The organism is Sulfurospirillum barnesii SES-3 (assembly GCF_000265295.1).
Taxonomy (GTDB): Bacteria; Campylobacterota; Campylobacteria; order Campylobacterales; family Sulfurospirillaceae; genus Sulfurospirillum; species Sulfurospirillum barnesii.
Genome location: NC_018002.1, coordinates 1,688,915 through 1,711,278 on the forward strand (window position 1 = coordinate 1,688,915; position 22,364 = coordinate 1,711,278).

22 protein-coding genes are annotated in these 22,364 nt (G+C 38.8%); 4 read left to right on the forward strand and 18 right to left on the reverse strand.

The genetic code is table 11. The annotated features are described in order from the left end of the window. Nucleotides 1–43: 43 nt before the first annotated feature. Genes SULBA_RS08495 through SULBA_RS08535 form a run of 9 tightly spaced genes read right to left on the reverse strand, consistent with a single transcriptional unit; the run spans nucleotide 44 to nucleotide 7,273 of the window. Nucleotides 44–778: an RluA family pseudouridine synthase gene (locus SULBA_RS08495; RefSeq protein WP_041671835.1), complete on the reverse strand. Its 735-nt coding sequence runs from the start codon at nucleotides 776–778 to the stop codon at nucleotides 44–46. Beyond that, the gene (waaA, locus tag SULBA_RS08500) at nucleotides 756–1,931 is read right to left on the reverse strand and encodes a lipid IV(A) 3-deoxy-D-manno-octulosonic acid transferase (protein ID WP_014769883.1); all 1,176 of its coding nucleotides are present in this window, start codon (nucleotides 1,929–1,931) and stop codon (nucleotides 756–758) included. The genes SULBA_RS08495 and waaA overlap by 23 nt, the downstream gene beginning before the upstream one ends. Before the next feature lie 2 nt (nucleotides 1,932–1,933). Further along, nucleotides 1,934–2,653, reverse strand: coding sequence for a zinc ribbon domain-containing protein (locus SULBA_RS08505; protein WP_014769884.1), 720 nt, complete (start codon nucleotides 2,651–2,653; stop codon nucleotides 1,934–1,936). 14 nt (nucleotides 2,654–2,667) lie between these two features. Next, nucleotides 2,668–3,387, reverse strand: a complete 720-nt coding sequence (locus SULBA_RS08510) for a Nif3-like dinuclear metal center hexameric protein (RefSeq protein ID WP_014769885.1) — start codon at nucleotides 3,385–3,387, stop codon at nucleotides 2,668–2,670. Next, nucleotides 3,387–4,244 carry a glycine--tRNA ligase subunit alpha gene (gene glyQ, locus SULBA_RS08515; RefSeq protein WP_014769886.1) on the reverse strand — a complete coding sequence of 286 codons (858 nt, stop codon included), beginning with the start codon at nucleotides 4,242–4,244 and terminating at the stop codon, nucleotides 3,387–3,389. The genes SULBA_RS08510 and glyQ overlap by 1 nt, the downstream gene beginning before the upstream one ends. Before the next feature lie 25 nt (nucleotides 4,245–4,269). Beyond that, nucleotides 4,270–4,758 (reverse strand): DUF3972 domain-containing protein, encoded by a 489-nt coding sequence (locus SULBA_RS08520; protein ID WP_014769887.1) that lies wholly within the window; start codon nucleotides 4,756–4,758, stop codon nucleotides 4,270–4,272. An 11-nt stretch (nucleotides 4,759–4,769) separates the two neighbouring features. Next, nucleotides 4,770–5,264, reverse strand: a complete 495-nt coding sequence (purE, locus tag SULBA_RS08525) for a 5-(carboxyamino)imidazole ribonucleotide mutase (RefSeq protein ID WP_014769888.1) — start codon at nucleotides 5,262–5,264, stop codon at nucleotides 4,770–4,772. Beyond that, entirely contained in the window at nucleotides 5,261–6,532 is a 1,272-nt protein-coding gene (locus SULBA_RS08530; RefSeq protein WP_014769889.1) for a peptidase U32 family protein, read from the reverse strand. The genes purE and SULBA_RS08530 overlap by 4 nt, the downstream gene beginning before the upstream one ends. Then, nucleotides 6,533–7,273 (reverse strand): chemotaxis protein, encoded by a 741-nt coding sequence (locus tag SULBA_RS08535; RefSeq protein WP_014769890.1) that lies wholly within the window; start codon nucleotides 7,271–7,273, stop codon nucleotides 6,533–6,535. Between the two features lie 91 nt (nucleotides 7,274–7,364). Here SULBA_RS08535 and SULBA_RS08540 point away from each other — a divergent pair, with 91 nt between their 5' ends. Together SULBA_RS08540 and glnA are read left to right on the forward strand one after the other, a co-directional pair. Next, nucleotides 7,365–8,144, forward strand: a complete 780-nt coding sequence (locus tag SULBA_RS08540; protein WP_014769891.1) for a histidinol-phosphatase — start codon at nucleotides 7,365–7,367, stop codon at nucleotides 8,142–8,144. A 71-nt stretch (nucleotides 8,145–8,215) separates the two neighbouring features. Further along, a complete protein-coding gene (gene glnA, locus SULBA_RS08545) occupies nucleotides 8,216–9,646 on the forward strand; it encodes a type I glutamate--ammonia ligase (RefSeq protein WP_014769892.1) in 1,431 nt (476 codons plus the stop codon). A gap of 46 nt (nucleotides 9,647–9,692) precedes the next feature. Here the strand turns inward: glnA and SULBA_RS08550 are convergent, their stop codons facing one another. The 7 genes from SULBA_RS08550 to SULBA_RS08580 all read right to left on the reverse strand — a co-directional run bounded on the left by SULBA_RS08550 (nucleotide 9,693) and on the right by SULBA_RS08580 (nucleotide 19,029). Next, nucleotides 9,693–11,606 carry a penicillin-binding protein 1A gene (locus tag SULBA_RS08550; RefSeq protein WP_156790570.1) on the reverse strand — a complete coding sequence of 638 codons (1,914 nt, stop codon included), beginning with the start codon at nucleotides 11,604–11,606 and terminating at the stop codon, nucleotides 9,693–9,695. A gap of 8 nt (nucleotides 11,607–11,614) precedes the next feature. Further along, a complete protein-coding gene (locus SULBA_RS08555) occupies nucleotides 11,615–12,313 on the reverse strand; it encodes an ATP-binding cassette domain-containing protein (RefSeq protein ID WP_041671836.1) in 699 nt (232 codons plus the stop codon). Continuing rightward, the gene (locus SULBA_RS08560; protein WP_014769895.1) at nucleotides 12,307–13,401 is read right to left on the reverse strand and encodes an aminotransferase class I/II-fold pyridoxal phosphate-dependent enzyme; all 1,095 of its coding nucleotides are present in this window, start codon (nucleotides 13,399–13,401) and stop codon (nucleotides 12,307–12,309) included. The genes SULBA_RS08555 and SULBA_RS08560 overlap by 7 nt, the downstream gene beginning before the upstream one ends. Continuing rightward, nucleotides 13,398–13,955 carry a septum formation inhibitor Maf gene (gene maf, locus SULBA_RS08565; RefSeq protein ID WP_014769896.1) on the reverse strand — a complete coding sequence of 186 codons (558 nt, stop codon included), beginning with the start codon at nucleotides 13,953–13,955 and terminating at the stop codon, nucleotides 13,398–13,400. The genes SULBA_RS08560 and maf overlap by 4 nt, the downstream gene beginning before the upstream one ends. A 2-nt stretch (nucleotides 13,956–13,957) precedes the next feature. Continuing rightward, complete coding sequence (locus SULBA_RS08570) at nucleotides 13,958–14,455, reverse strand: hypothetical protein (RefSeq protein WP_014769897.1); 498 nt, start codon at nucleotides 14,453–14,455, stop codon at nucleotides 13,958–13,960. Nucleotides 14,456–14,463: 8 nt separating this feature from the next. Continuing rightward, a complete protein-coding gene (alaS, locus tag SULBA_RS08575; RefSeq protein WP_014769898.1) occupies nucleotides 14,464–17,004 on the reverse strand; it encodes an alanine--tRNA ligase in 2,541 nt (846 codons plus the stop codon). 72 nt (nucleotides 17,005–17,076) lie between these two features. Then, nucleotides 17,077–19,029 (reverse strand): glycoside hydrolase family 17 protein, encoded by a 1,953-nt coding sequence (locus SULBA_RS08580; RefSeq protein WP_014769899.1) that lies wholly within the window; start codon nucleotides 19,027–19,029, stop codon nucleotides 17,077–17,079. Nucleotides 19,030–19,145: 116 nt separating this feature from the next. Between SULBA_RS08580 and SULBA_RS08585 the strand changes: the two genes are divergently transcribed. Both SULBA_RS08585 and hemH read left to right on the forward strand, forming a co-directional pair. After that, a complete protein-coding gene (locus tag SULBA_RS08585) occupies nucleotides 19,146–19,325 on the forward strand; it encodes a hypothetical protein (RefSeq protein ID WP_014769900.1) in 180 nt (59 codons plus the stop codon). 2 nt (nucleotides 19,326–19,327) lie between these two features. Beyond that, entirely contained in the window at nucleotides 19,328–20,266 is a 939-nt protein-coding gene (gene hemH / locus SULBA_RS08590; protein ID WP_014769901.1) for a ferrochelatase, read from the forward strand. Here hemH and SULBA_RS08595 read toward each other — a convergent pair. Continuing rightward, nucleotides 20,247–22,046 (reverse strand): peptidoglycan D,D-transpeptidase FtsI family protein, encoded by a 1,800-nt coding sequence (locus tag SULBA_RS08595; RefSeq protein WP_014769902.1) that lies wholly within the window; start codon nucleotides 22,044–22,046, stop codon nucleotides 20,247–20,249. The two genes, hemH and SULBA_RS08595, sit on opposite strands and share 20 nt — an antisense overlap. A 12-nt stretch (nucleotides 22,047–22,058) precedes the next feature. Next, nucleotides 22,059–22,358, reverse strand: coding sequence for a flagellar hook-basal body complex protein FliE (gene fliE / locus SULBA_RS08600; protein WP_014769903.1), 300 nt, complete (start codon nucleotides 22,356–22,358; stop codon nucleotides 22,059–22,061). Nucleotides 22,359–22,364: the final 6 nt, after the last annotated feature.

A 22,364-nucleotide genomic window follows, 5' to 3' on the forward strand; every position in this document is an offset into this window, starting at 1 on the left:
CATCGATAATATAGGCTCTAAACAAGATTTCTATCCGTGAATTCTATTCACTAAATTTAATAAAATCTTCAGGTTCTTTACTCTGAAAAATATAACCTAACAGCATAATTTTGGAAGCATGAAGCATTAAACGCTTAAACGGTCTACCGCCATATTCTGTATCTCCTAAGATAGAAGCGCCAATGCTTTTAAGGTGTACTCTAATTTGGTGTGTTCGCCCTGTTTCAATTTTTACTTTTACTTTAGAACGTTTGCCCTCAATCATCAAAGGCTCTATATGACTAATAGCTTCTTTCCCATCAGAACTAATTTTACTGTAAGCAGAATTACCTTTTTTAATCGTTAAAATAGGTGCATTAACCTCAACAGCTTCAACCACTTTTCCCTCAACAATCGCTATGTACTCTTTTTGAACCTCACGCTTTTTAAATGCATTGACTGCTTTTTCACGAAAGGCATCATCTTTAGTTAAAAGCAATACACCACTGGTTTCTCTATCCAATCGGTGTAAAAGTGGCAATTTTTTAATCTCTGCTACTTCTTCTGATGTCATAAAAGCAGGTTTATCCACCGCCATAATATACTCATCTTCAAATAAAACCTTAATAGGTGCAATTTTTTCTACTTTAAACTTTGTACTTGGCAGAAGCTCTCCACGGGCTACGCTTACTTTTTTCCCAGCAGCATAGACAACACCTCTATCAATCAACTCTTTAGCAGCACGGTTTGAAATTCCCTCTTGCAATGCCAATAATTTATACGCTTTTTCCATTTTCATTTCCTAATAATTTATCCACAAGTGGCGCTATGTCACCACGATGAGTAATCGCACTGTTGGGAGACTCCTCAATACGATCAAAAACATTTCCTAAATCTTCCACTTTACATGTAATGGCATTTTCTACAGATTCAAACAATACTTTTTGATTAAAAATAAACTCTCCACTGATGAGTTTAACACCAAAATAAGCAGGTTCTAGTGGGTTATGACCACCAATGCCATCTCTAAAAGAGCCTCCTAAAATCACCACATCCGCAATGGCATAAAGATTAACTAACTCTCCCATTTTATCACACAAGAGAATGTCTTTTTCCATAGAAGTATCTAATGATAATCTTGTATAACGTTTACCCTCTTTAAAAGCAAAAGTATTCAACAGCGTATCAACACGTTCAAAACGTTCAGGATGCCTTGGGACAACAATAAGCTGGTCATCAGGCTGTAGTTTAATGTGCAACAAAATCAGCTCTTCTTCACCCTCATGCGTGCTTGCCAAAATAACGATACGCCTTGTATTCATTTTAGAATAGTGCTTGGTTGGTCGATAATCTTGAAATGTTTTAATATTGCCTGAAACATAAACCTCTTTAGCGCCTAATGAGGTTAAACGTTTGCCATCCACATCGCTTTGCGCAAGCACCACATCTATATAAGAAAATATCCAACGATACACCCACGCAAAACGCTGATACGATGCGTAAGAGTGATCAGAAATACGCGCATTGAGTAAAACTGTTTTCATTCCCTTCGCCTTAGCGACACAAAAGAGCATTGGCCACAACTCTGCTTCCATAACAATAAGCGTTTTTTGCTTTTTTATCCAAAAAGAAAGAAAAATCTCAAAAGGTAAATAACGTACTTGTGCATGCGTGTACTTTTGTGCCTCTTCAAAACCTGTTTGTGTAATCACACTAATGCGAACATCTGAGGGATTAGCAACTTTTTGGATAAAAGGGCTTAACGAACGGACTTCTCCAAAAGAACATGCATGAAACCAAATGCCTTCTTTTTCGCAAAACGGTACATTATCTTTCAGAAAAAAACGAGCGGGAATAGATTTTTGATACTTTGTTTTAAAGCGAAGGTAGAGTAAAAGAGGCAACGCCAAAAGATACAACAGCGTTGCCACACTATAATAAAAAAAATGCAAGCTTACGCCTTAGCTTCCTCAATCTCTTTGTATAGAATACGTCCACAATGCGGGCACGTTACAATATCATCTTGCTTCATAACACCTGCATAGGTTTTGTCATTAATACGCATAAAACAACCATAACACGCCTGTTTTTTCACAGGAACGACGGTTGAATTTCCTGCCCATTTTCTAATTTTCTCATAAAAAGTTAAGATTTTTTGACTCATATCTGAAAGTAATTCTTCTTTAGCCTGATAGACACCCTTACGCTCTTCTTCAATGGCTTGAATTTGTGAATCAATGGATGTTTTAATAGATTCAGATTCGCTACTGGCTTCTGCAATTTTTTCTTCAAGTGTTGTGATGTTAGTCTGTTTTAATCCAATAATTTTGTCTAAACGGTTAATCTCATCGTTGGCAAAATCACATTGCTCTTTCGAAATTTCCTCTTCAAGTTGAAGCGCTTTAATCTCTTTGGCAGTCTTAACTAACGCACTTTTTTTACTAATATCTTTAAGTTTCGCAGATAATTCAGCAAGATGTGCCTCATTTTTGCCTTTTTTAAGCTTTGCATCAGCAATATCTGCAGCAAAGGTCTCAACTTGAAGCTTTAACTCTCTTTCTTTATCCAAAGAAAGTTTTAACATTTTCTCAACTTTGGCAATGCGGGGTGCAAAATCATCAATCTCTTTATCTAACTTGGAAAGCGCAATTAACTGTTCTAAATACTTATTCATATCTTTTTTGTCCTCTACCTATACTCAAACGGATTTTTCGAATTTGACATTATAGCTTGTAATGGAAAATTTTTCAAATAAAGCGCCAAACACTCTGGGAAATAGCACTCTGATTCAAAGTGCCCTATGTCAATTAATGAGAGCTTATTTTCTTTTGCCTCTAAAGCTTGATGGTATTTAAAATCTCCGCTTAAAAAACAATCCGCTTCAATTTTGGAGATTAAATCGCCTCCTGAACCTGTCGTGATTGCGCAGGTTTTAATCCATGTGCCTGATTGAGTCACCCGTATATGCTCAAGATTTAAAACCTCTTTTACATGTAAAGCAAAGTCATTAAACGCTTGATTCACTTCACAATAAATCACATACCCCTCACTCCTTAACACCTTAAAACCCAATTTAGATGCCACATAATGATTCAGATGAGAGAGGTCAAAGTTCGTATGCATCGCAATTAGTGAAATCTTCTTTTGAATCATCTTCTGAATAAGATGGGCAGGATACTTTGTAAAGTCAAGCTGTTTTAATCCACTAAAAATAAGCGGATGATGGGTAATAATAAGCGCATTTTCACCTACTTCTTCCAAAAGGGGGCTATCCACATCAAGGCTTAGATAAATACGTTCAACCTCATCGTTTCTGCTGCCTATTAAAAGGCCACTGTTATCCCACGATGCTTGGGTTTCAAAAGGGCTGAGTAAATCTAAATAGTCATAAATTTCACCTAAACGCATTAACCTACGATTTCCTTATATTTTAACGCACACCCTTTGGCAAGTTCTCTGATTTTTAAGATGTAATTTTGACGTTGTGTCACCGAAATGGCTTTTCGTGCGTCCAAAACATTAAAGGTATGCGATGCCATGAGACAATAATCATACGCAGGCAAAGGCAAATTTTCATCCAAACAACGCTTGCACTCAAGACTTGCATTTTCAAATTGAGCAAAAAGCATTGCAACATCGGCGACTTCAAAGTTATAACGGCTAAACTCGTATTCACTTTGTTTGTGTACATCCCCGTACGTTATGACGCCAAATTTGTTTTCATTCCAGACCAAATCAAAGACTGACTCTTTTTCTTGTAAATACATCGCAAGACGTTCCACACCATAGGTAATTTCAACCGATACAGGATTGCAAGGAATACCGCCTACTTGTTGAAAGTACGTAAACTGGGTTACTTCCATACCATCCAACCACACTTCCCAACCAAGTCCCCATGCACCCAGTGTTGGTGATTCCCAGTTATCTTCCACAAAACGAATATCATGTTTTTTAATATCAAGTCCCAACATCTCAAGGCTTTTTAGATAAAGCTCTTGAATATTATCAGGGCTGGGTTTAATTAAAACCTGAAATTGATAGTAGCTCCCCAAACGGTTTGGGTTTTCACCATAACGTCCATCGGTGGGTCTGCGACTTGGCGCCACATACGCTGTTGCCCATGGTTTAGAACTTAGGCTTCTTAAAAATGTTGCATTATGAAAGGTTCCTGCGCCTGAAGGCATATCGTAAGGCTGAACAATGGTACAGCCTTGTTCTTGCCAAAATGTTTGAAGATTTAAAAGCATTTGACTAAATGTTAACACACTCTTTCCTTTTTACATGTAAAGATTATTCAGCAGATGGCGTATAACTTTCCACCGCCTTATTCCACATCATTTTATATTTTCGTTTGGTAAATTCAAGTTCATCTTGCAGTAATTCAAGTTGCTTTGTCAGTGTTTCGATGGTTTTTCTATCTTCATCGTAAAGCTCTTGCATGGAAAAAAGCGCCTCTTTTAAAAAACGGTTTTCCCCTTTAAGAGCATCTAGCGTCTCTTCTTTTGCATCCAAAACTTTTTCGTGCAAATTTAAAATGGCACCCACCGTTTTTTCAACAAACTCTGAACTCATGCTAACCGATGCTCCCTCGTACGCCTCATCCACGACAATGCCTTTAGTAGCAGGGATCAAAGCGTGAGCACTACGACTTACCTCTACAAAACACTCCCCATTTGCCTCTTTTGAAAGAAGTTTACCCTCATCAATTAACGCATGAACAGCCAATATGTCTAAATTGACTAAAGCACAAAACTCTTCAATTTTCATCCAACTGTTCATCTTCACTCCTTTTAAAGAATAATTTCAATTCCCATTGAGTCCGTTTCCACTTTTTTAGCTTTTAAAATACGGTCTTCTTTTAGTTTGGCGGCAAGTTCTTCATCTTCAATGGCTAAAATTTGCATGGCTAAATACGCACTATTTACTGCTCCTGCAGAGCCAATAGCCACCGTTCCAACAGGCATACCTCCTGGCATTTGCGCTGTGCTTAAAAGAGCGTCCATTCCTTCCATCACACCACCTTTCATCGGCACGCCAATAACAGGTTTAGTCGTAAGTGATGCAACAACACCCGCTAAATGTGCTGCCATACCTGCTGCTGCAATAAAGACTTTAGCGCCTTTGGCTTCTGCATTTTTGACATATTGATGGGTTCTCTCTGGACTTCTATGTGCTGAAGAAACGACAACTTCATGTAAAACACCAAATTTTTCAAGGGTTTTTGCACACTCCTCCATCACGGAATAATCACTTTTGCTTCCCATGAGAATAGAAACGAACTTCATTCTTTATCCTTTGTTTGTAATCGTAAAAAACTAAATCCTGCCACAGGCGCAGGAAGCACAATGGCATGAATATTGCCACTATGAATTTCATCAAATTCCTTACCACTGGCAGTTTGAAGTTTTTTAAAAGAGAGTTTCCATAAACCATTCTCTTCAAAAATAGCCCCAATCTCATTTTCCATGGGCAGAATTTTTGCAGAAGATGGCATGACTAATTCATAGCTTACATGTAACTTCAAAACATCTTTGCACAAGCAACTTTTTCCATCTTCACTGACCTGCGCAACGACTTGATGGGTGCCTTCACTAATGGAATGGGCTAAATTTTGTGTATCATTTTTTTCAAAAGGACGATTCACCAAATAACCATCACTAAAGCCTCTATTTTTTGTTGAATCAAGCTCTTTGGTATATTTATCAGCATCAAATTGATTGGCATAATAGTCTTCAATGGCTTGGCGATAGGTTTTGGTGGTAATCCCTACATAGTAGGAGCTTTTCGTGCGTCCTTCAATTTTTAAAGAATCAATCACACCTGAGTCTAAAATTTCTTTGACATGGGCACTTAAATTAAGGTCTTTTGCATTCATAATGTGCGTGCCCTCTTCGCTCTCTTCGATACGAAACAGCGTTCCACTCTCTTCATTATGCGCATAAAGCGTGTAGGGAAAACGGCAATCATTGGCACAACTTCCACGATTAGAAACCCTACCACTTTGTACAGAACTAATGAGACAGCGACCACTGTAGGCAAAACACATGGAGCCATGCACAAAGACTTCTAACTCTAAATGCGGTAAATGCTTTTTAATCTGCTCTAAATCTTTCAGACTCACTTCTCGTGCAGCAATAATACGTTTTACGCCCATATCTGAGTAGACTTCCGCGTCCAAATAACTTAAAACATTGGCTTGTGTTGAGAGATGAATGGGAATATGTGGTGCAATTTTGCGTGCCAATTTAATCACACCAGGGGCTGCAACAATAAAGGCATCAGGATTCATTGCCGCCACACGCTCAATGTGCTTTTCTAAGAGAGGAATTTGCGCATTAAAAGGAAATCCATTAATGGTTGCATGCAAATGCTTTCCTTTTGCATGCGTATAAGCAATCGCCTCTTCAAAACTCTCATAGGTAAACTCTTTGCCTGAACGAATACGAAGCGAGAAGTGACTGACCCCAGCATACACTGCGTCCGCACCGTACGCAAGGGCGATTTTTAATTTTTCAAAATTTCCAGCGGGGGAGAGAAGCTCAACGTGTTCCAACTATTTTTTTCCTAAACTAGCAATTAATGCTTCAATATCTTCACTGCTAACAACATCTTCTGTAGACGTATCTCCATGAATATGCACCGCAGAACCCACACGTTTATCATCGTCTTTTTTACCTTCAAAAAGGGCATTCATATATTTTGAAAGGGCTCGCATAACATTAATAACACGTTCAATTTTTTGACGATGAATGTCTTGATATTGCATAACGTCCATAATCATCATAACTTCATCTTGCGTCATTTGCGTATTCATTAAAATATTTTCAACATGGTTTTTCATCATTTGATTGTCATCTAACGCTTTTTGAAATTGCTCAATTTTCGGAAATTTCGCAACCAACGTTTCAAACAATGCAATATTAGATGCAACTTGCTTAGCAACCATTTTTGTGTCATCTTCTGCACTCATCATAAACGTATTGATTGTTTCTAGTTTATCAAAGACCTCTGTTGCTTTTAATTCAGAATCTTTGGTAACATCGTCTAATTGATGCACCATTTTGTGATCGTCTGTTGGAGGGGGTGGTGGCCATGACATGGTTGAAGAGGGGCGATATTCATGCATCAACTGGCTTGTTGCTTTATCTTTTTCAATATCCAATGCATCACTGTCAATCAATGACTCTTCCATCGTCTCATCATCTGCATCCATCAGTAACGCATCATCCGTGGTATTCGTTGGCATATCATCTAACTCACCTGCCATCAAGGCATCAAGTTCTTCTTGCGTCATAAGCGTTCTCCTAAAAAGACAAATTATGGTCTATTATAGTGAACTTTATATATAATTTAACTTTAAAACTCTAAAGCAAAAGGAGAGAAGAATGGTCATTGATTTACACAACCATACGCCTTTGTGTAACCATGCGCATGGTAGCATTGAGATGTATGTTCAAAAAGCCATTGAGAAAAAAATAGATGTTTTTGGCTTTTCAGATCATGCTCCTATGCACTTTGATGAAGCTTACCGTATGAGCTTTTTGCAAATGGATGCGTATGAACAAGAGGTCTTACATGTAAAAGAAAAATACCACGATACGATTGATGTTCTCTTAGCCTATGAAGTGGATTTTTTAAAGGGATATATAGATGAAAGAGTCTTATCACGTCGTGTTGATTATTTCATCGGTTCGGTTCATTTTTTAGACGAATGGGGCTTTGATAATCCAACGTTTATCGGTGAGTACCAAAACAAAAATATTGATGAAATATGGGAAGGCTATTTTGAAGCCATTGAAGCAATGGCAAAACAAAATCTTTTTGATATTGTTGGACATTTGGACTTAATTAAAATTTTTAATTTTCTTCCTAAAAAAGAGATTCGTACTATTGCAACACCTGCAATCAAAGCGATTAAAAAAGCCAATATGTGCATCGAACTTAACGCAGCAGGATTTCGTAAACCTATTCAAGAACAATACCCCAGTGGTTCACTCATGGAACTGATTGCAGAACATGATATTCCCATTACCTTTGGTTCAGATGCCCATGCGTTAGAGCATATTGGGTTTTGTTATGATGAAATAAAAAGCATTGCAACACACTATGGGTATAAAAAATGTGCAATGTTTCAACAAAGAGAACGGAAAATGGTTAATTTTTAAGCAGTCGCTCTCGTATTATTTTCAGCTCTATCTGATAAAATTACTTAAATTTAAAATTGTAGGAGTTAGACATGGGTAAGTTCGTTAACAGTGTTGAAGAATTTTTCAAATACTGCACCGATAATGAAGTTGAATTTGTTGATTTTCGTTTTACCGATATGAAAGGAACATGGCATCATGTCACCTATACCATTGAGGCTATTAGTGCGGACTCTTTCCATAGCGGTATTCCTTTTGATGGTTCATCCATTGATGCTTGGCAACCAATCAATAAATCAGACATGCTCCTTAAACCAGAAGCTCAAACAGCGTTTCTAGATCCATTTACAGCTGATCCGACCGTGGTGGTTTTTTGTGACGTTTATGATATTTACAAAAACGAATTGTACGAAAAATGTCCACGTAGTATTGCCAAAAAAACATTAGCCCATTTGGAAAAAACAGGTTTAGGTGATGTGGCTTATTTTGGTCCAGAAAATGAATTTTTTGTGTTTGATGATGTCAAAATCAGAGATGACATTAACTGTTCTTACTATGAGGTTGACTCTGAAGAGGGTGGCTGGAACAGTGCAAAAGAGTATAAAGATGGTTACAACACAGGTCACCGTCCAGGTACAAAAGGTGGTTACTTCCCTGTTCCTCCAATTGACTCAATGGTTGATTTACGTGCAGAGATGGTACAAATTTTAAAACAAATTGGTCTTGAAGTTTTCGTGGTTCACCACGAAGTAGCACAAGCTCAAGGTGAAATTGGTGTTAAATTTGGAACACTTATTGAAGCAGCCGACAACGTTCAAAAATATAAATACGTTGTCAAAATGGTAGCGCACCTTAATGGGAAAACAGCAACCTTTATGCCAAAACCACTGTATGGTGACAATGGTAGTGGTATGCACGTTCACCAATCTATTTGGAAAGATGGCAAAAACTTGTTCTACAAAGCAGGCGAATACGCAAATCTAAGCGATATGGCTCGTTGGTATATTGGTGGTATTTTAAAACATGCACGCAGTGTTGCAGCATTTACAAATCCATCAACCAACTCTTATAAGCGTTTAATTCCAGGATTTGAAGCACCTTCAATTTTGACATACTCTATGCAAAATCGTTCTGCATCTTGCCGTATTCCTTATGGTGCAGGTGAAAAATCGGTTCGTGTTGAGATGCGCTTTCCTGATTCAACTTCATGCCCATACTTAGCATTCTCTGCGATGTTATTGGCAGGAATTGATGGTATTAACACCAAAACAGAGCCTATTGGACCAATGGATGAAGACTTGTTTGAATTAACACTGGATGAAATTAGAGAGAAAGGGATTAACCAAATGCCTCATACCTTAAGAGGTTCTCTTGAAGCATTAATCCGTGACAATGAGTACTTAAAACCTGTCATGACCAAAGAGTTTATTGATACGTATCAACACTACAAATTTGAAACTCAAGTTTGGCCAGATGAAGCAAGACCTACGGCGTTTGAATTTAAAACAATGTTCTCTTGCTAAGACACTAAAGGGGAGAAATCCCCTTTACATGTAAACTACAAACAAACTAAAAAATCAATCCACCCTCTTCTTTCAACTCTCTCACACTTGACTTTGGTAAAGGCGATACATCTGTAAAATATTCTGTTGTGCCATCTACTTTTCGAGCATTAACGCCCTCAGGTATTTTAAATGTACGGGTCGTTTCAGGATGTAATTCCAGGTATTTACCCATAAAATGTTTAAATGCAGGGGCTGCTGCACGACCACCTGTTTCGCCTTTGTGCATAGGTGTATTATTATCATTGCCATACCATGTCAACACTTCAATATCAGGAGAAAATCCACAAAACCAAACATCCACATTGCTATTGGTTGTGCCAGTTTTTCCTGCAATTTCAATGCCAGAAACCTGCGCATTACGGCCTGTTCCACGCTTGACAACCTCTTTTAGCATATCAATCATCAAAAAACTCTGTTTAGCAGACGTGATAGTCTGTGTTTTAGGAAGATATACCTTTTCTTCTCCCGTACGGGTTATTACTGATTTGACCAAAATAGGTTCTACTTTCACACCATAGTTGGGGAACATCGAATAAAAACCACTGTACTCAAGGGGTGAAATACCAAAGCTTCCTAAAGCAAGGGTTAAATCCATTGCAATATTTTTAAAACCATCTTTTTTAAGCTCTTTATGTACACTATCCATACCTAAAAGAGAGAGAAGATTAATGGTTGCAAGGTTGCGAGAATGTACAATTGCCTCTTTTAAAGTGATAAGCCCTTCAAAGTTATTTTCGTAATTTTTAGGTGTCCATGTTTCATCGGTCTCACTGTTAACATACGTGCGTGAAATATCAGGAATTTCGCTTAAAGGAGAATACCCCCAATCCAATGCTTTTTGATACAAAAAGGGTTTAAAACTAGAGCCTGGTTGACGTTTACTCTGGGTGGCACGATTAAAACTACTCTTAGCATAATCAATCCCTCCTACAAGTGCTAACACATTGCCTGTAGTATTTTCAACAACCACCATCGCACCATTGAGTTCTGAAAGATTTGCATTTTTCCCAGCCCGTGATACCATGCCTTGATAGCCAACATTGAGTGATTCGTGGGCTAAGTGTTGAAGTTTTAAATCAATACTGGTATAAATTTGATACCCACCACGCTTAATATCTTCATACTCTGGCAACAAGGATTTAATCACCTCATCCACCACATAGGGTGCTTTATTGCGTGTCAGGGTTTCATCGTAGACCACAGGATGCTCTAACGTTGCTTTGGTGTACTCGCTCTCACTAATCCATCCAATGGTATACATACGATTGACAACTTGATTGGCTCTGCTTAAAGACAAATCCATATGACGGGTAGGGTCATACGAACTGGGTGCCTTAGGAAGACCTACAAGCATCGCAATTTCTTTAAGGCTCAATCTATCCAGTGATTTATTAAAATAGCCAAGGGCTGCTGTTTTAATCCCATAATAACCATGACCAAAATAGACATGATTAAAATAGCGCTCCAAAATCTCTTCTTTACTCAATTCTGCTTCGATAGTATACGCAAGAACGGCTTCATTGATTTTTCGAGTCAGGGTTTTTTGGCGTGTTAAAACCGTATTTTTTACCAACTGTTGCGTGATAGTACTTGCCCCCTCCACCAATTTCATGGCTTTAATATCTTTGATTAAAGCTCTAAAAATGGCTTCAATATTAATCCCACCGTGTTCAAAAAAGGAGGTGTCTTCTGTCGCAACCAATGCCTCAATCACACGGGCTGGAATCTCCTCATATGGGACATACAAACGATGCTCTTCCTCAAATAAATTGGCAATAAGCTCCCCATTTCTATCGTAAATTTGTGTGGTTAATTTTGGATTGTATTCAATAATCTTGTGTGCATCAAAACGAATTTGTGCATATAAAAAAATTATTGCTAAAACCACTGCAAATAGAACCATCATTAAAATGCTCATTATATATTTCACGTTCGAAAACTCCTTTGTCTAAATCCTGAGCTTAAAAGTTGTTGGGTATAACTCGCTTTTGGATCATTTAAGACCTCATGCGTCATACCGTATTCCACCATACGCCCTTGCTGGATAATACCTATTTCTTCACACAGATTTTCTATGGTTGCGACATCATGCGTGACAAACAAAAGATCAAATCCGCAGCGTTCTTGCAATTGTTTAATCAAAGCAAGCACAACGGTTTTACTCTCTTCATCCAAGGCAGTAGTCGGCTCATCCAATAAAAGCAAACGTGGCGAAAGACTAAGCGCCATTGCGATAATAATACGTTGCAACTGCCCCCCACTTAGCTCTGATGGAAAGCGATCTAAAAAGTGCTCCTCTAAACCTACCATTTCCAAATAGCCACACGCCGCCTTACGTGATGCCATAAATTGTCTTTCAATCTTACTTAAAGGAGAGAGTGCCGTAAAAGGATTTTGAGGAACAAAGGCTATACTCTCCCCTCGTTGTAATGTATAGGAGGCATGATAGTCTAAGCTAACACTTAATTCACGAGGAAGCATCCCTAAGAGTGCTTTTAGGGTTAAACTTTTGCCACTACCACTCTCGCCAATGAAAGCAAATGAGCGTTCAAAGGAGAAGCTCACATTGAGTAAAACTTTCTCTTTGCTTTTAATTAAAAGCTCTTTACATGTAAAGCTCAACATTTTTCCTTTTGAATCACATTACAAAGAGATTCCAATGCTTCTGCTGATTCACCCAATCTAGGAATCAAGCGCAATATAGGCTTTAAAACCGTAGGCGGGCGAATGGCACCGACCAAAAAACCTTTCTGAATGAATCTCTCTTGCACCGCAAGAGCATCACACCCCGCATCAAGTGTATAAGCACAAATGAGCCCTTGCATGTTTATACCTAAACCCTCAGCAATAATCCTTTGACGTTTAGCAATCTCTTTTTTGATAGACTCTTTATGTCTCAAAAGGTATAAAAATCCTTGATACCCAAGCGCAATATCAAACAAAGAGGGAGCGGTTGTATAAATCATCGCTTTGGCACGGTTTTGCAGAAATTCTGCAATGTGATTAGAACATAAAATATACGCCCCATAACTGCCAAGTGCTTTTCCAAGCGTTCCCATTTTGATGTGATTTGCCTCTGGAGTGATGTTAAACAGATCAAAGACACCTCGTAAATTCTCACCCAAAACACCTACACTGTGCGCTTCATCCACAATTAAGAGCGCATTGTAACGGTTCGCCACCTCAAAAATTTCACGATTGAGTAGGTCCCCACTCATAGAATAAATACCCTCAACCGCAATAATAATGCGATTATGCGTATGGGTATTAATGAGATGTTCCAAATGGTTTGCGTCATTGTGAGTAAAAAGTAACACTTGCGCATCAATTGTTTTTGAAGCAACCATACCACTGGCATGATACTCTTCATCTAAAATCAATAGGTCTTTTTTACGAGGCAATGCTTCAATGAGTGAAAAATTGGCTAAAAAGCCACTCCCACACACCATAGCCGCTTCAAAGCCATTGGTGCGTGCTACAAACTCTTCAAATGTTTGATGAATCGGATGATACCCATTGACAACCATAGACGCTTTAGGCGCATGGCTTTTATACATGCTAACCTGTGTTACCGCACGCTCAAAAAGTTTTTTATTCTCTGCCAATCCTAAATAATCATTGGAGCTAAAATCCGCCAAAGATTCATCGTATAGATGGCGTGTTCGTATACGATTGGACTTAGCAAGTGCGCTTAATTCATTTTGATACATCATGAATGGGATAAAAAAGGTATGAGCTTTTCAATGCTAAGCCCCATAGCAGTACTTTGCAATCCTACGACCTCTTTAATATACGATTTGCAAAATCCTTCAACCATACATGCCCCTGCTTTTCCTTTCCATTCTTCCCCTTGCAAATAAGCTTCAAGGGATGCTTTATCAAACGGTCTAAAAAGGTAATGTGTTGCACTAAGATCTATAAGTTCAAAGGTTTTGGATTTATACATCATGCAGGTTAAAATACTCACGGTATTACCACTTTGAAGCGTTAAAATACGTCTAGCATCCTCTACATTTTTGGCTTTTCGTAAAATTTCTCTATTTGCAGTGACAACGGTATCGGCACATAATACAGGAAGCTCTAAATCATAATGTTCCAAGTAACTTTGCATCTTTCCCTTCGTCGCATGATAAACAAAATGGGCAGGCTCTGAGATACAAAGTTGTTCTTCATCAAAACCACACTCCCTTTGAATAAAAGCAATCCCATGCGCTTTTAATATTTCAGCACGGGTGGGTGAACTAGAGCCTAAAACAATATGTTGCATGCTTAAAACCCTCGTAAAATAACGCCAAAATAAGCAGAAATGGCTGCTAAAAGAAGATTGAGAGGGATAAGGTAACGAACAATTAAAACCACATCTTCTTCTACTTCGATATAATTTTCTTCCACTAAACCTTTTTTTGCTCTTCGGTATTTTAAATACATATAAATCATATTAAACGCAATAAATGTCCACAATGCCTCTTTGGTGTGAACCATCACATTGGTAATGGGATTGCCCCCTCGAAAACCTAAGCCTATATGCATAAAGACTGAAGTAAAAATAATGACGAGCATGATAGGTACAGAAAAAAACATATAACTACGTATAATTTTCATGCATGTTTCAAATCGCATTTTAATATCAGAGATCTTTTTTTGTACAGGATGCACCACAAAACGAATCATAAACATGCTACCAATAAGCAATGCTGAACTTATGACATGAAAAAAAATAATGACCCTGCTGTAATCACTAAAACTTTCAATAAAAAAATCTCTCATTTTAGACCTTAAAGAAGTGCTTTAGCATAGGCTAATGCAGCATTTTTAGCTTCTTCAATCCGTGAAGCATCTTTTCCACCAGCTTGTGCAAAATCATCTCTTCCTCCACCGCCACCGCCGACAATTGGAGCAATCTCTTTAATCCACGCCCCTGCTTTAATTGGCGCATTTTTAACGCCTGCTGCGATCAAGACTTTGTCATCTTTTACTTGCAATAAGAGCACAGCAACAGAGCTTTTTTCATTTTTCAAATCATCAATACGTGCTTTAATATCGCCAGCACCCAACACATCAACAATAAGTTCAACACCGTTTACATGTAAAGACTCAACAGCTTTACCTGCTTGAGAATTCAGTGATTCTACTTCAACTTTAAGGGTTTTAATTTCTTCTTTAAGGCGGTTAATACCAATCAAAGGCTCTTTGTGTTTGACACTCTCTTTAATCATTTCAAGTTCAGAGCGTAAATTTTGTGCATATGCCAATGCTGCACTTCCACAAATGGCTTCAATACGACGCACACCTGCACTGACACCGCTCTCTTTTAAAATAAAAAAACTTCCAATGTTCGCCACATTTTCCACATGTGTTCCACCACATAGCTCAATGCTGGCATCCCCAAAACTCACCACACGTACTTCAGAGCCATATTTTTCACCAAAAAGAGCCATCGCTCCACTTGTTTTAGCCTCTTCAATATTCATCAATTTGGTTTCACCTGCAACACCACTGGCAATCACACGGTTTACAAACGCTTCAATAGCAGTTATTTCTTCACTGCTAAGTGCTTTTGGATGCGAAAAGTCAAAGCGAAGGCGCTCTTTCTCTACCAAACTTCCCGCTTGTGAGACATGCTCACCTAAAACGGTGCGAAGCGCACTGTGAAGAAGGTGTGTCGCACTGTGATGCTTTTCAATTTCCAAACGAGACACATCAACCACAAGATGAACCTCATCGTTTACATGTAAAGGTTTTTCAAGTTCTACCAAAGAGAGATTGAGGTCAAAAAATTTCTTCGTATCAATGACTTTACCATATCCTTTTATCTCACCCTCATCGCCACTTTGTCCACCGCTCATCGCATAAAAAGGAGTGGTTTCAAACATCACCCAACCATTTTCGTCTAAGCTTTGAACCTCTTTGAAGTTCTCATCAAGCAGTGCTAAGACTTTTGTTTTCGCTTCTTTTTGTGTGTAACCCACAAAGGTGTTTACGCCAAATTTTTCAAGAAGGGGTTTAAACTCACCTTGGGTTGCCTTATCGCCACTGCCTTTCCATGAGGCTTTGGAACGTGCTTTTTGCTCCGCCATCAAAGCTTCAAACTCCGCTTCGTTGACGCTTAAACCTTTTTCTCTGAGCATATCCGCTGTGAGATCAAGAGGGAAACCATAGGTATCGTAAAGTTTAAACGCCACTTCGCCGCTAAACATCGTTTTGGTATTGGGGAGTTCTTTTTCAAAGAGTTCAAGTCCTGAAGCGATGGTCGTAAAGAAGCTCTCTTCTTCATTTTTGATCTGCTCTGCAATCACCTCTTTTTTAGCGACAAGGTACGGGTACTGTTTGCCCATAAGATCACATAAAGTATCTAAGAGCTTGTACATAAACGGCTCACGAAGTCCTAGCAAATAACCATGTCGAACCGCTCGGCGTAAAATTCTTCGAAGTACATACCCACGACCCACGCGACCAAAGGTGGTTCCTTGTGCGACCAAAAATGAAACCGCACGAATATGATCGGCGATCACACGGTAACTCGCACCCGTTGCATACGCATACGGCTTTCTGCACAACTCTGCCACTTTGTTTGTTAAAGGAATAAAGAGTGAAGAGTCATAGTTACTAAAAACGCCCTCTTTCACCGCTGTTACACGTTCTAATCCCATACCTGTGTCAATGGAAGGTTTTGGAAGAGGATGAAGCACACCAGAAGCATCTCGCTCGTACTGCATAAAAACAAGGTTCCAAATCTCTAAGAAACGGTCTCCGTCTCCTCCCATGTAATCCTCAGGCGTATTAAAGTTCTCAGCTCCCTGATCGATGAAGATTTCGCTGCACGGACCACATGGTCCCGTATCGCCCATTTGCCAGAAGTTGTCTTTATCGCCAAAACGCATAATGCGACTCGCATCGATGTGTTTTTTCCAAATCGCCTCAGCCTCATCATCGCTCTCATGAACGGTTACCCAAAGTTTTTCTTTAGGAAGTTTAAGCACTTCGGTCACAAATTCCCACGCATGAGAGATGGCATCTTCTTTAAAATAATCACCAAAAGAGAAGTTTCCAAGCATTTCAAAAAAGGTGTGATGGCGCGCTGTGTAGCCGACATTGTCAAGATCATTGTGTTTACCACCAGCCCTGATACATGTCTGACACGTTGTCGCACGTGGAGGGTTGGGACGAGGCACTTCGCCTGTAAAAACACTCTTAAAAGGAACCATGCCTGCGTTGGTAAATAACAAGGTTGCATCATCTGGTACCAAAGGAGAACTCTCAATCACCTTATGACCTTTTTGTTCAAAAAACTTTAAAAACTCAGCTCTAACATCCATATTTTCGTCCTATTTTATTATCAAAAATTCATCTATTTTAGCCAAAAAACCTAAAGGCTATCATTAAACGCTCTACAGTGTACACGTCTCGTTCAAACGGTATCCAACAGCCCACCATCCTAGCACAAGAATAATCGCCCCTAAAAAACCATTAAAGGTTAAAAGGCAAAAAAGCCCCATTATCATAGCAAGCATCCCTAAAATATAACTTCCAGAAAGCACACTAAAGATGGCAACCAAACTCCCAAAAAGCCCTATATAATTGAGATAAATCACCTTCCCCAACATCGCTCTAAATTGACAGATGGGAAGCATAGCATCTGCGGCACAGATTCCAATGAGAGATTCTTTGACATAAACACCCTCTTTGATTAAAACAAATAAAAGAGCACTAGCAATCAATACTAAAAAGCTTTTCGTAATTCCACATAACCGTGTTTTAGAAAGCCATAATGTTGAGCCAAACATCACCACTAAAATCACCCAATTCAGCGCAAATCCATTACGGGCACTCTCTTGCAATAAAACAGCCAAAGCAGCGACAAACAGTGCCAAGCCACTGACTTTTTCCATCAATCCATTTAATTCCAAACGCTCTGTACTCACATATGCAACGGCATACGTAATGGCAATAATGGCTAATGTACCTAATTCAAAATTTAAATACCGTCCGTCAAATGCCAAGGAAAGCGCCATTATTAGGACGATACTGACACTTAAAAGATGCAAAGCATCTTCCCAAAACGTCTCTGCTTTAGGCTCTCCTAGCGTAATAACATTCATAAAACGTGCCATAGAACCACGAAGGCTTATCTCTTCGGTGATAAGAAATTGAACCAATTTAAGCCATAAAATAAACGCCACACTCAAACAGATAATCGCCCAAACATACTCTAAGGTATTGCGAGAGACAATCCAATACATATTGGCTTGCCATATGAGTGCTACAGCGCCTCCAAACAAGCTTGCAAACCATACAGGTGCTTTTTTACATGTACACGTAGGAATTCCCCATAACCAAATCAATCCAACCAGTGAAAGCATAAAGCTTCCCGCAAACAGCCAAAGGGCATTGGGGAAATTAGAAACAAATCCATGCAAAATATGCTTATCCATACGCTCTGCATCAAAGAGACCCCAATATCCACCCACAGCACCTTCACTGATGCGTTTCCACGGCTGATCAAAGGCCTCAATAAAATTATATTTCCAGCCATTTTCCTCAGCCATTTTTACAAAACCTCTCGTAAAAATCGCTTGATTGACAGCACTTGGATAGGCTCCCTCTCGCATTCGCCCCTCGCTTGGCCATCCCGTCTCTCCAATGACAATCTCTTTATTGGATATTTTTTGACTCATTTCGTTGTAAATATTCTTTACATGTAAAAGTGCTTTATCAACGCTAATTGGCTTGTCTTCCCAATAGGGCAAAATGTGAATCGTCACACGATCTACCGAGGGAGCAATCTCAGGGTGTTTATTCCAAAATTCCCAAACATCCGCATACGTTACCACCATATCAGGCAACGCTTCTTTCACACGTTCAATATAATCTACCAGCTGCGAAGCACTCACATCCCGACGTAAAAGTGCCTCATTACCAACAATAATCGTTTCAACATCTTCTTGATACTCTTTAGCCAACGCAATGACCGTATCAATCTCTTTTTGCGTGAGGCTTGCATCACTGCTGACCCATGCCCCTAGCCACAGTTTTAAACCATTTTTACGAGCTATTGCAGGTAGCTCTTCCAAACCAACACTCGAATAGGTACGAATGCATTTGGTGAGGGTTGAAAGTTTTGCTAAATCATTCTCCATCTGCTCTTTGGAGGGACGAAAACCCTTTGGAATATCAAAAGGTGAGTCATCTTTACCAAAAGGGGCATAAGAGAGGCATTGTAATTTCACATCATCAGGTAAGGTTATCAGATCACTAGAAGGCTTTGCCATCCAAAACCAAAACAGACCTAAAGATAAAAACATTGTGAGGTAGAAAAGAACGATTTTAAAGGCATGCGTCATACAAAATGCTCCCAATATAAAATGAGGCAATTATACAAAAAAGGAGTTTAAAGCCTTTACATGTAACCGTTGTTTTCTTTTCTATGCTAGACTTTTACATGTAAAAGGAATCAACAATGGCAAAATGTAAACCACTCTGTGCACTCAAAAAAGATGACGTAAAAAGCATGATGAAAAAACTTATTAAAATCGTCTCAAAACCGACGTTTATTTGTGAAAAATGTGCTCGTGTTGCAAACGATGAAGACTATTTGTGCCATGGTATAGCACTTAAAACGAAAAAGGAGAAGAAATAAAAATGGCACAAAAAGCACTCATCCTCCTCAATATGGGAGGGCCTAATAATCTGCAAGAGGTAGAACTTTTCCTCAGCAATATGTTCAATGATAAAAATATCATCACCACAAAAAGTACCCTTCTAAGACGCTTTATTGCTTTTATGATCACTGCTTCACGCACCAAAAAAGCACAAGCCAATTATGCCAAACTTGGAGGTAAATCGCCTCTTGTAGGATACACGCAAAAGCTCGTCGCTAAAGTGCAAAAAAAACTCCCTTCTTTACATGTAAGCTTTGCCATGCGCTACACACCTCCTTTTTGTGAGGGTGTCATTCGTGAATTAATCGCAAAAGAAATAAACGAAGTGCTTTTATTGCCACTTTATCCACACTATTCAACAACAACAACAAAATCCTCTGTTGAAGATTTTATGGACGTTGCACACACACTTGGCTATCAAGGAAAGATCCGTGTGATTGAGCGTTTCTACGAGAATGCTTCTTACAATAACCTCATCGTTCATAAAATCAAAGAAGCATTAAAAGACAATGAAGCGCATCATGTAGAGCTTATCTTTTCAGCACACTCTCTGCCTCAAAAAATCGTCGACAAGGGTGATCCTTACCAAAAAGAGATTGAATTACATGTAAAGATTTTGAGTGAACTTTTGGAAAAGCAAGGGCTTCATTTTAAAGCGATTCATCTTGCGTATCAGTCTAAATTAGGACCTCTCAAATGGCTAGAACCCTCTTTAGAGCAAAAGCTCTCATCCCTTCAAAATAAAAATGCCCTCATTGTACCCCTCTCTTTTACCATTGATAATTCTGAAACAGAATTTGAGCTGAGTATGGAGTATGCAGAAGTAGCCCACCACTTAGGCTTTGAGCGCTATTTGGTGGCTAAATGCCCCAATGATGATGATGCGTTTGTGGCGTGTATTAAGGAACTTTGCTCTTAACAGGACTTACTTGAAGCTCAGAAGACGGCGTTAAATAGCCGTTTTCTACCAATTTTTCGACCACCTCTTTAAAAATAGGCACGGCACTTTGGGCTGCAAAATAAGCATGTCTTTTTTTCGCTTCTCGTACCAAAATCCCAATAGTAAAACGATTGTTTTTGTCATTAGCAAAGCCAAAAAAAGAGCCATTGTAACTGCGCACGTATTCTCCACCCTCAGCAATATGTGCAGTACCTGTTTTTCCGCCAATTTCCAAGCCTTCCATTCGTGTACCCTTTGCCGTACCCTCCTGCACAACCTTAATGAGAATTTTTTGCACCCGTTTTGCAACCGATACAGGTAAAATTTGATTTTCAGCTGCTTTTTCAGGATAAAGATCCTGTCCAGAGGGTGAGACAATCTTTTTAACCAAACGAGGCGTTGAGATACGCCCATTATTGTTAAAAACACTATACGCTTTTAGTACTTGCATAAAGGTAGCATTCATACCATACCCATACGAAACAGTTGCTTTATAAATGGGTGAGTTAAAACGGTTCATTGCAGGAATAATCCCAGGATTTTCAAAGGGTAAATCTACCCCACTTCTTACAGAAAACCCAAAATCTTTCAAACCTTGATAAAATTCAACTGCATCAAGTTTTTGAGCTAAAATTGCAGTACCCACGTTGCTTGATTCAACAATCACGTCTTCTGCTGTTAATTTATCGGCTTTATGCGTATCGGTAATAACCTTGTTGCCTATTTTGTAACTTCCTCCGTACACGTTTACAATATCATAAGGATTGACTTTATTGGCTTTAAGAAGCAGTGCGAAGGCAATAGGTTTTAAAACAGAACCAGGTTCATAAAGGTACTCAACAGCTGCAATATTTAAAGCACCATAATCCTTTTTTTCAATGAGATCAGGATTGAAACGATTACTCGTAGCCAAAATGAGTAATTCACCTGTCTCACTGTTCATAACCCCTACAATCACCTCTTTAGACTCTAATGTTTTAGAGTGTTTATCCAAAACATTTTCGATAATTTTTTGCATTTTAAGCGAAAGGGTCAGATGGACATCGTACCCATCAAACCTTCTTGAAGAAATGCTATTTCCATCCAAAATAATAGCATTGGAAATATCCCTTGCCCCAACCAACAAAGAATCTTGAGCCGCAGAAAGTTTGTCTTCATAATATCGCTCAATTCCTTTAACTCCAGCTGTTTTTGTAATATTTTTATGCTCGATCTTTTTCACATAGCCTAAAACGGGTGTGACCGAATCCATTGAAGGATAAAGCCTATCTTCACCACTTTCAATGACACTAAGCCCATGTAAAAATGACACACCCGTTTTAGGATCATCATAGCTTTTAAAAACACCTAGTTTATAAAGTTTTCGTGAAAGTTCTTGAAGGTATTTTGCTGTTTTTGAATCAATACGGTACGAGAGTACGGTACTTCCAGAATTACTTTTTAATGTTGCAGCAACTGCCTTTGGGTCATCACCGCTGTAAAGACTATAGAGTTTTACAAAAAGTTCAAATTTTTTAGGATCAATATTTCGAGTGTCCACTAAAGCTTTATAGAGTTTTTGACTTGTAGCAAGTTTAAAACCATCCGCACTAACAATATTACCTCTGAGTGCATAATTGACCTCTTTATGATCAAGCCTAGGAAGCCTTCTATCTATTGTTGCCCAATAAAAAAGGGTACCTAAAAAAATGATAAAACCTAAAAGTACAACAACAAATAAAAAAAGAATTTTGATTTTTTTTGTGTCAGAGTGTTCCATGGAAGCCAAAAATTAAATCTGAGTTTTCGAAATCTCTTTGTATGCGCTCAGTGCTTTATTACGAATTTCCAACATCAACTTCATACTTGTCTCAGCTTTATTGATGGCAATGGCTGCTTGATGTAAATCTTTCACTTCACCTGTTGCAAGATCGGCCATAGCACGATCTCCTTTAACTTGTCTGTCATTCACTTCATCAATAGACTCTTGCAATATTTTCGAAAAATCTCCCCCTGCATCGGCTGTCTTAGAAACAGGTGTCGCATTGGAGGTATTGGTCAAGGATGAAAGTTTATCAATAGTATTGTACATGACGTA

Bases quoted from the DNA above. Each gene is read 5' to 3' on its own strand.
- SULBA_RS08495 (WP_041671835.1), bottom strand. From the start codon at position 778: ATGAAAATGGAAAAAGCGTATAAATTATTGGCATTGCAAGAGGGAATT.
- SULBA_RS08505 (WP_014769884.1), bottom strand. From the start codon at position 2,653: ATGAATAAGTATTTAGAACAGTTAATTGCGCTTTCCAAGTTAGATAAA.
- SULBA_RS08510 (WP_014769885.1), bottom strand. From the start codon at position 3,387: ATGCGTTTAGGTGAAATTTATGACTATTTAGATTTACTCAGCCCTTTT.
- SULBA_RS08520 (WP_014769887.1), bottom strand. From the start codon at position 4,758: ATGAACAGTTGGATGAAAATTGAAGAGTTTTGTGCTTTAGTCAATTTA.
- purE (WP_014769888.1), bottom strand. From the start codon at position 5,264: ATGAAGTTCGTTTCTATTCTCATGGGAAGCAAAAGTGATTATTCCGTG.
- SULBA_RS08535 (WP_014769890.1), bottom strand. From the start codon at position 7,273: ATGACGCAAGAAGAACTTGATGCCTTGATGGCAGGTGAGTTAGATGAT.
- SULBA_RS08540 (WP_014769891.1), top strand. From the start codon at position 7,365: ATGGTCATTGATTTACACAACCATACGCCTTTGTGTAACCATGCGCAT.
- glnA (WP_014769892.1), top strand. From the start codon at position 8,216: ATGGGTAAGTTCGTTAACAGTGTTGAAGAATTTTTCAAATACTGCACC.
- SULBA_RS08550 (WP_156790570.1), bottom strand. From the start codon at position 11,606: ATGAGCATTTTAATGATGGTTCTATTTGCAGTGGTTTTAGCAATAATT.
- SULBA_RS08555 (WP_041671836.1), bottom strand. From the start codon at position 12,313: ATGTTGAGCTTTACATGTAAAGAGCTTTTAATTAAAAGCAAAGAGAAA.
- SULBA_RS08560 (WP_014769895.1), bottom strand. From the start codon at position 13,401: ATGATGTATCAAAATGAATTAAGCGCACTTGCTAAGTCCAATCGTATA.
- maf (WP_014769896.1), bottom strand. From the start codon at position 13,955: ATGCAACATATTGTTTTAGGCTCTAGTTCACCCACCCGTGCTGAAATA.
- SULBA_RS08570 (WP_014769897.1), bottom strand. From the start codon at position 14,455: ATGAGAGATTTTTTTATTGAAAGTTTTAGTGATTACAGCAGGGTCATT.
- alaS (WP_014769898.1), bottom strand. From the start codon at position 17,004: ATGGATGTTAGAGCTGAGTTTTTAAAGTTTTTTGAACAAAAAGGTCAT.
- SULBA_RS08580 (WP_014769899.1), bottom strand. From the start codon at position 19,029: ATGACGCATGCCTTTAAAATCGTTCTTTTCTACCTCACAATGTTTTTA.
- SULBA_RS08585 (WP_014769900.1), top strand. From the start codon at position 19,146: ATGGCAAAATGTAAACCACTCTGTGCACTCAAAAAAGATGACGTAAAA.
- hemH (WP_014769901.1), top strand. From the start codon at position 19,328: ATGGCACAAAAAGCACTCATCCTCCTCAATATGGGAGGGCCTAATAAT.
- SULBA_RS08595 (WP_014769902.1), bottom strand. From the start codon at position 22,046: ATGGAACACTCTGACACAAAAAAAATCAAAATTCTTTTTTTATTTGTT.
- fliE (WP_014769903.1), bottom strand. From the start codon at position 22,358: ATGTACAATACTATTGATAAACTTTCATCCTTGACCAATACCTCCAAT.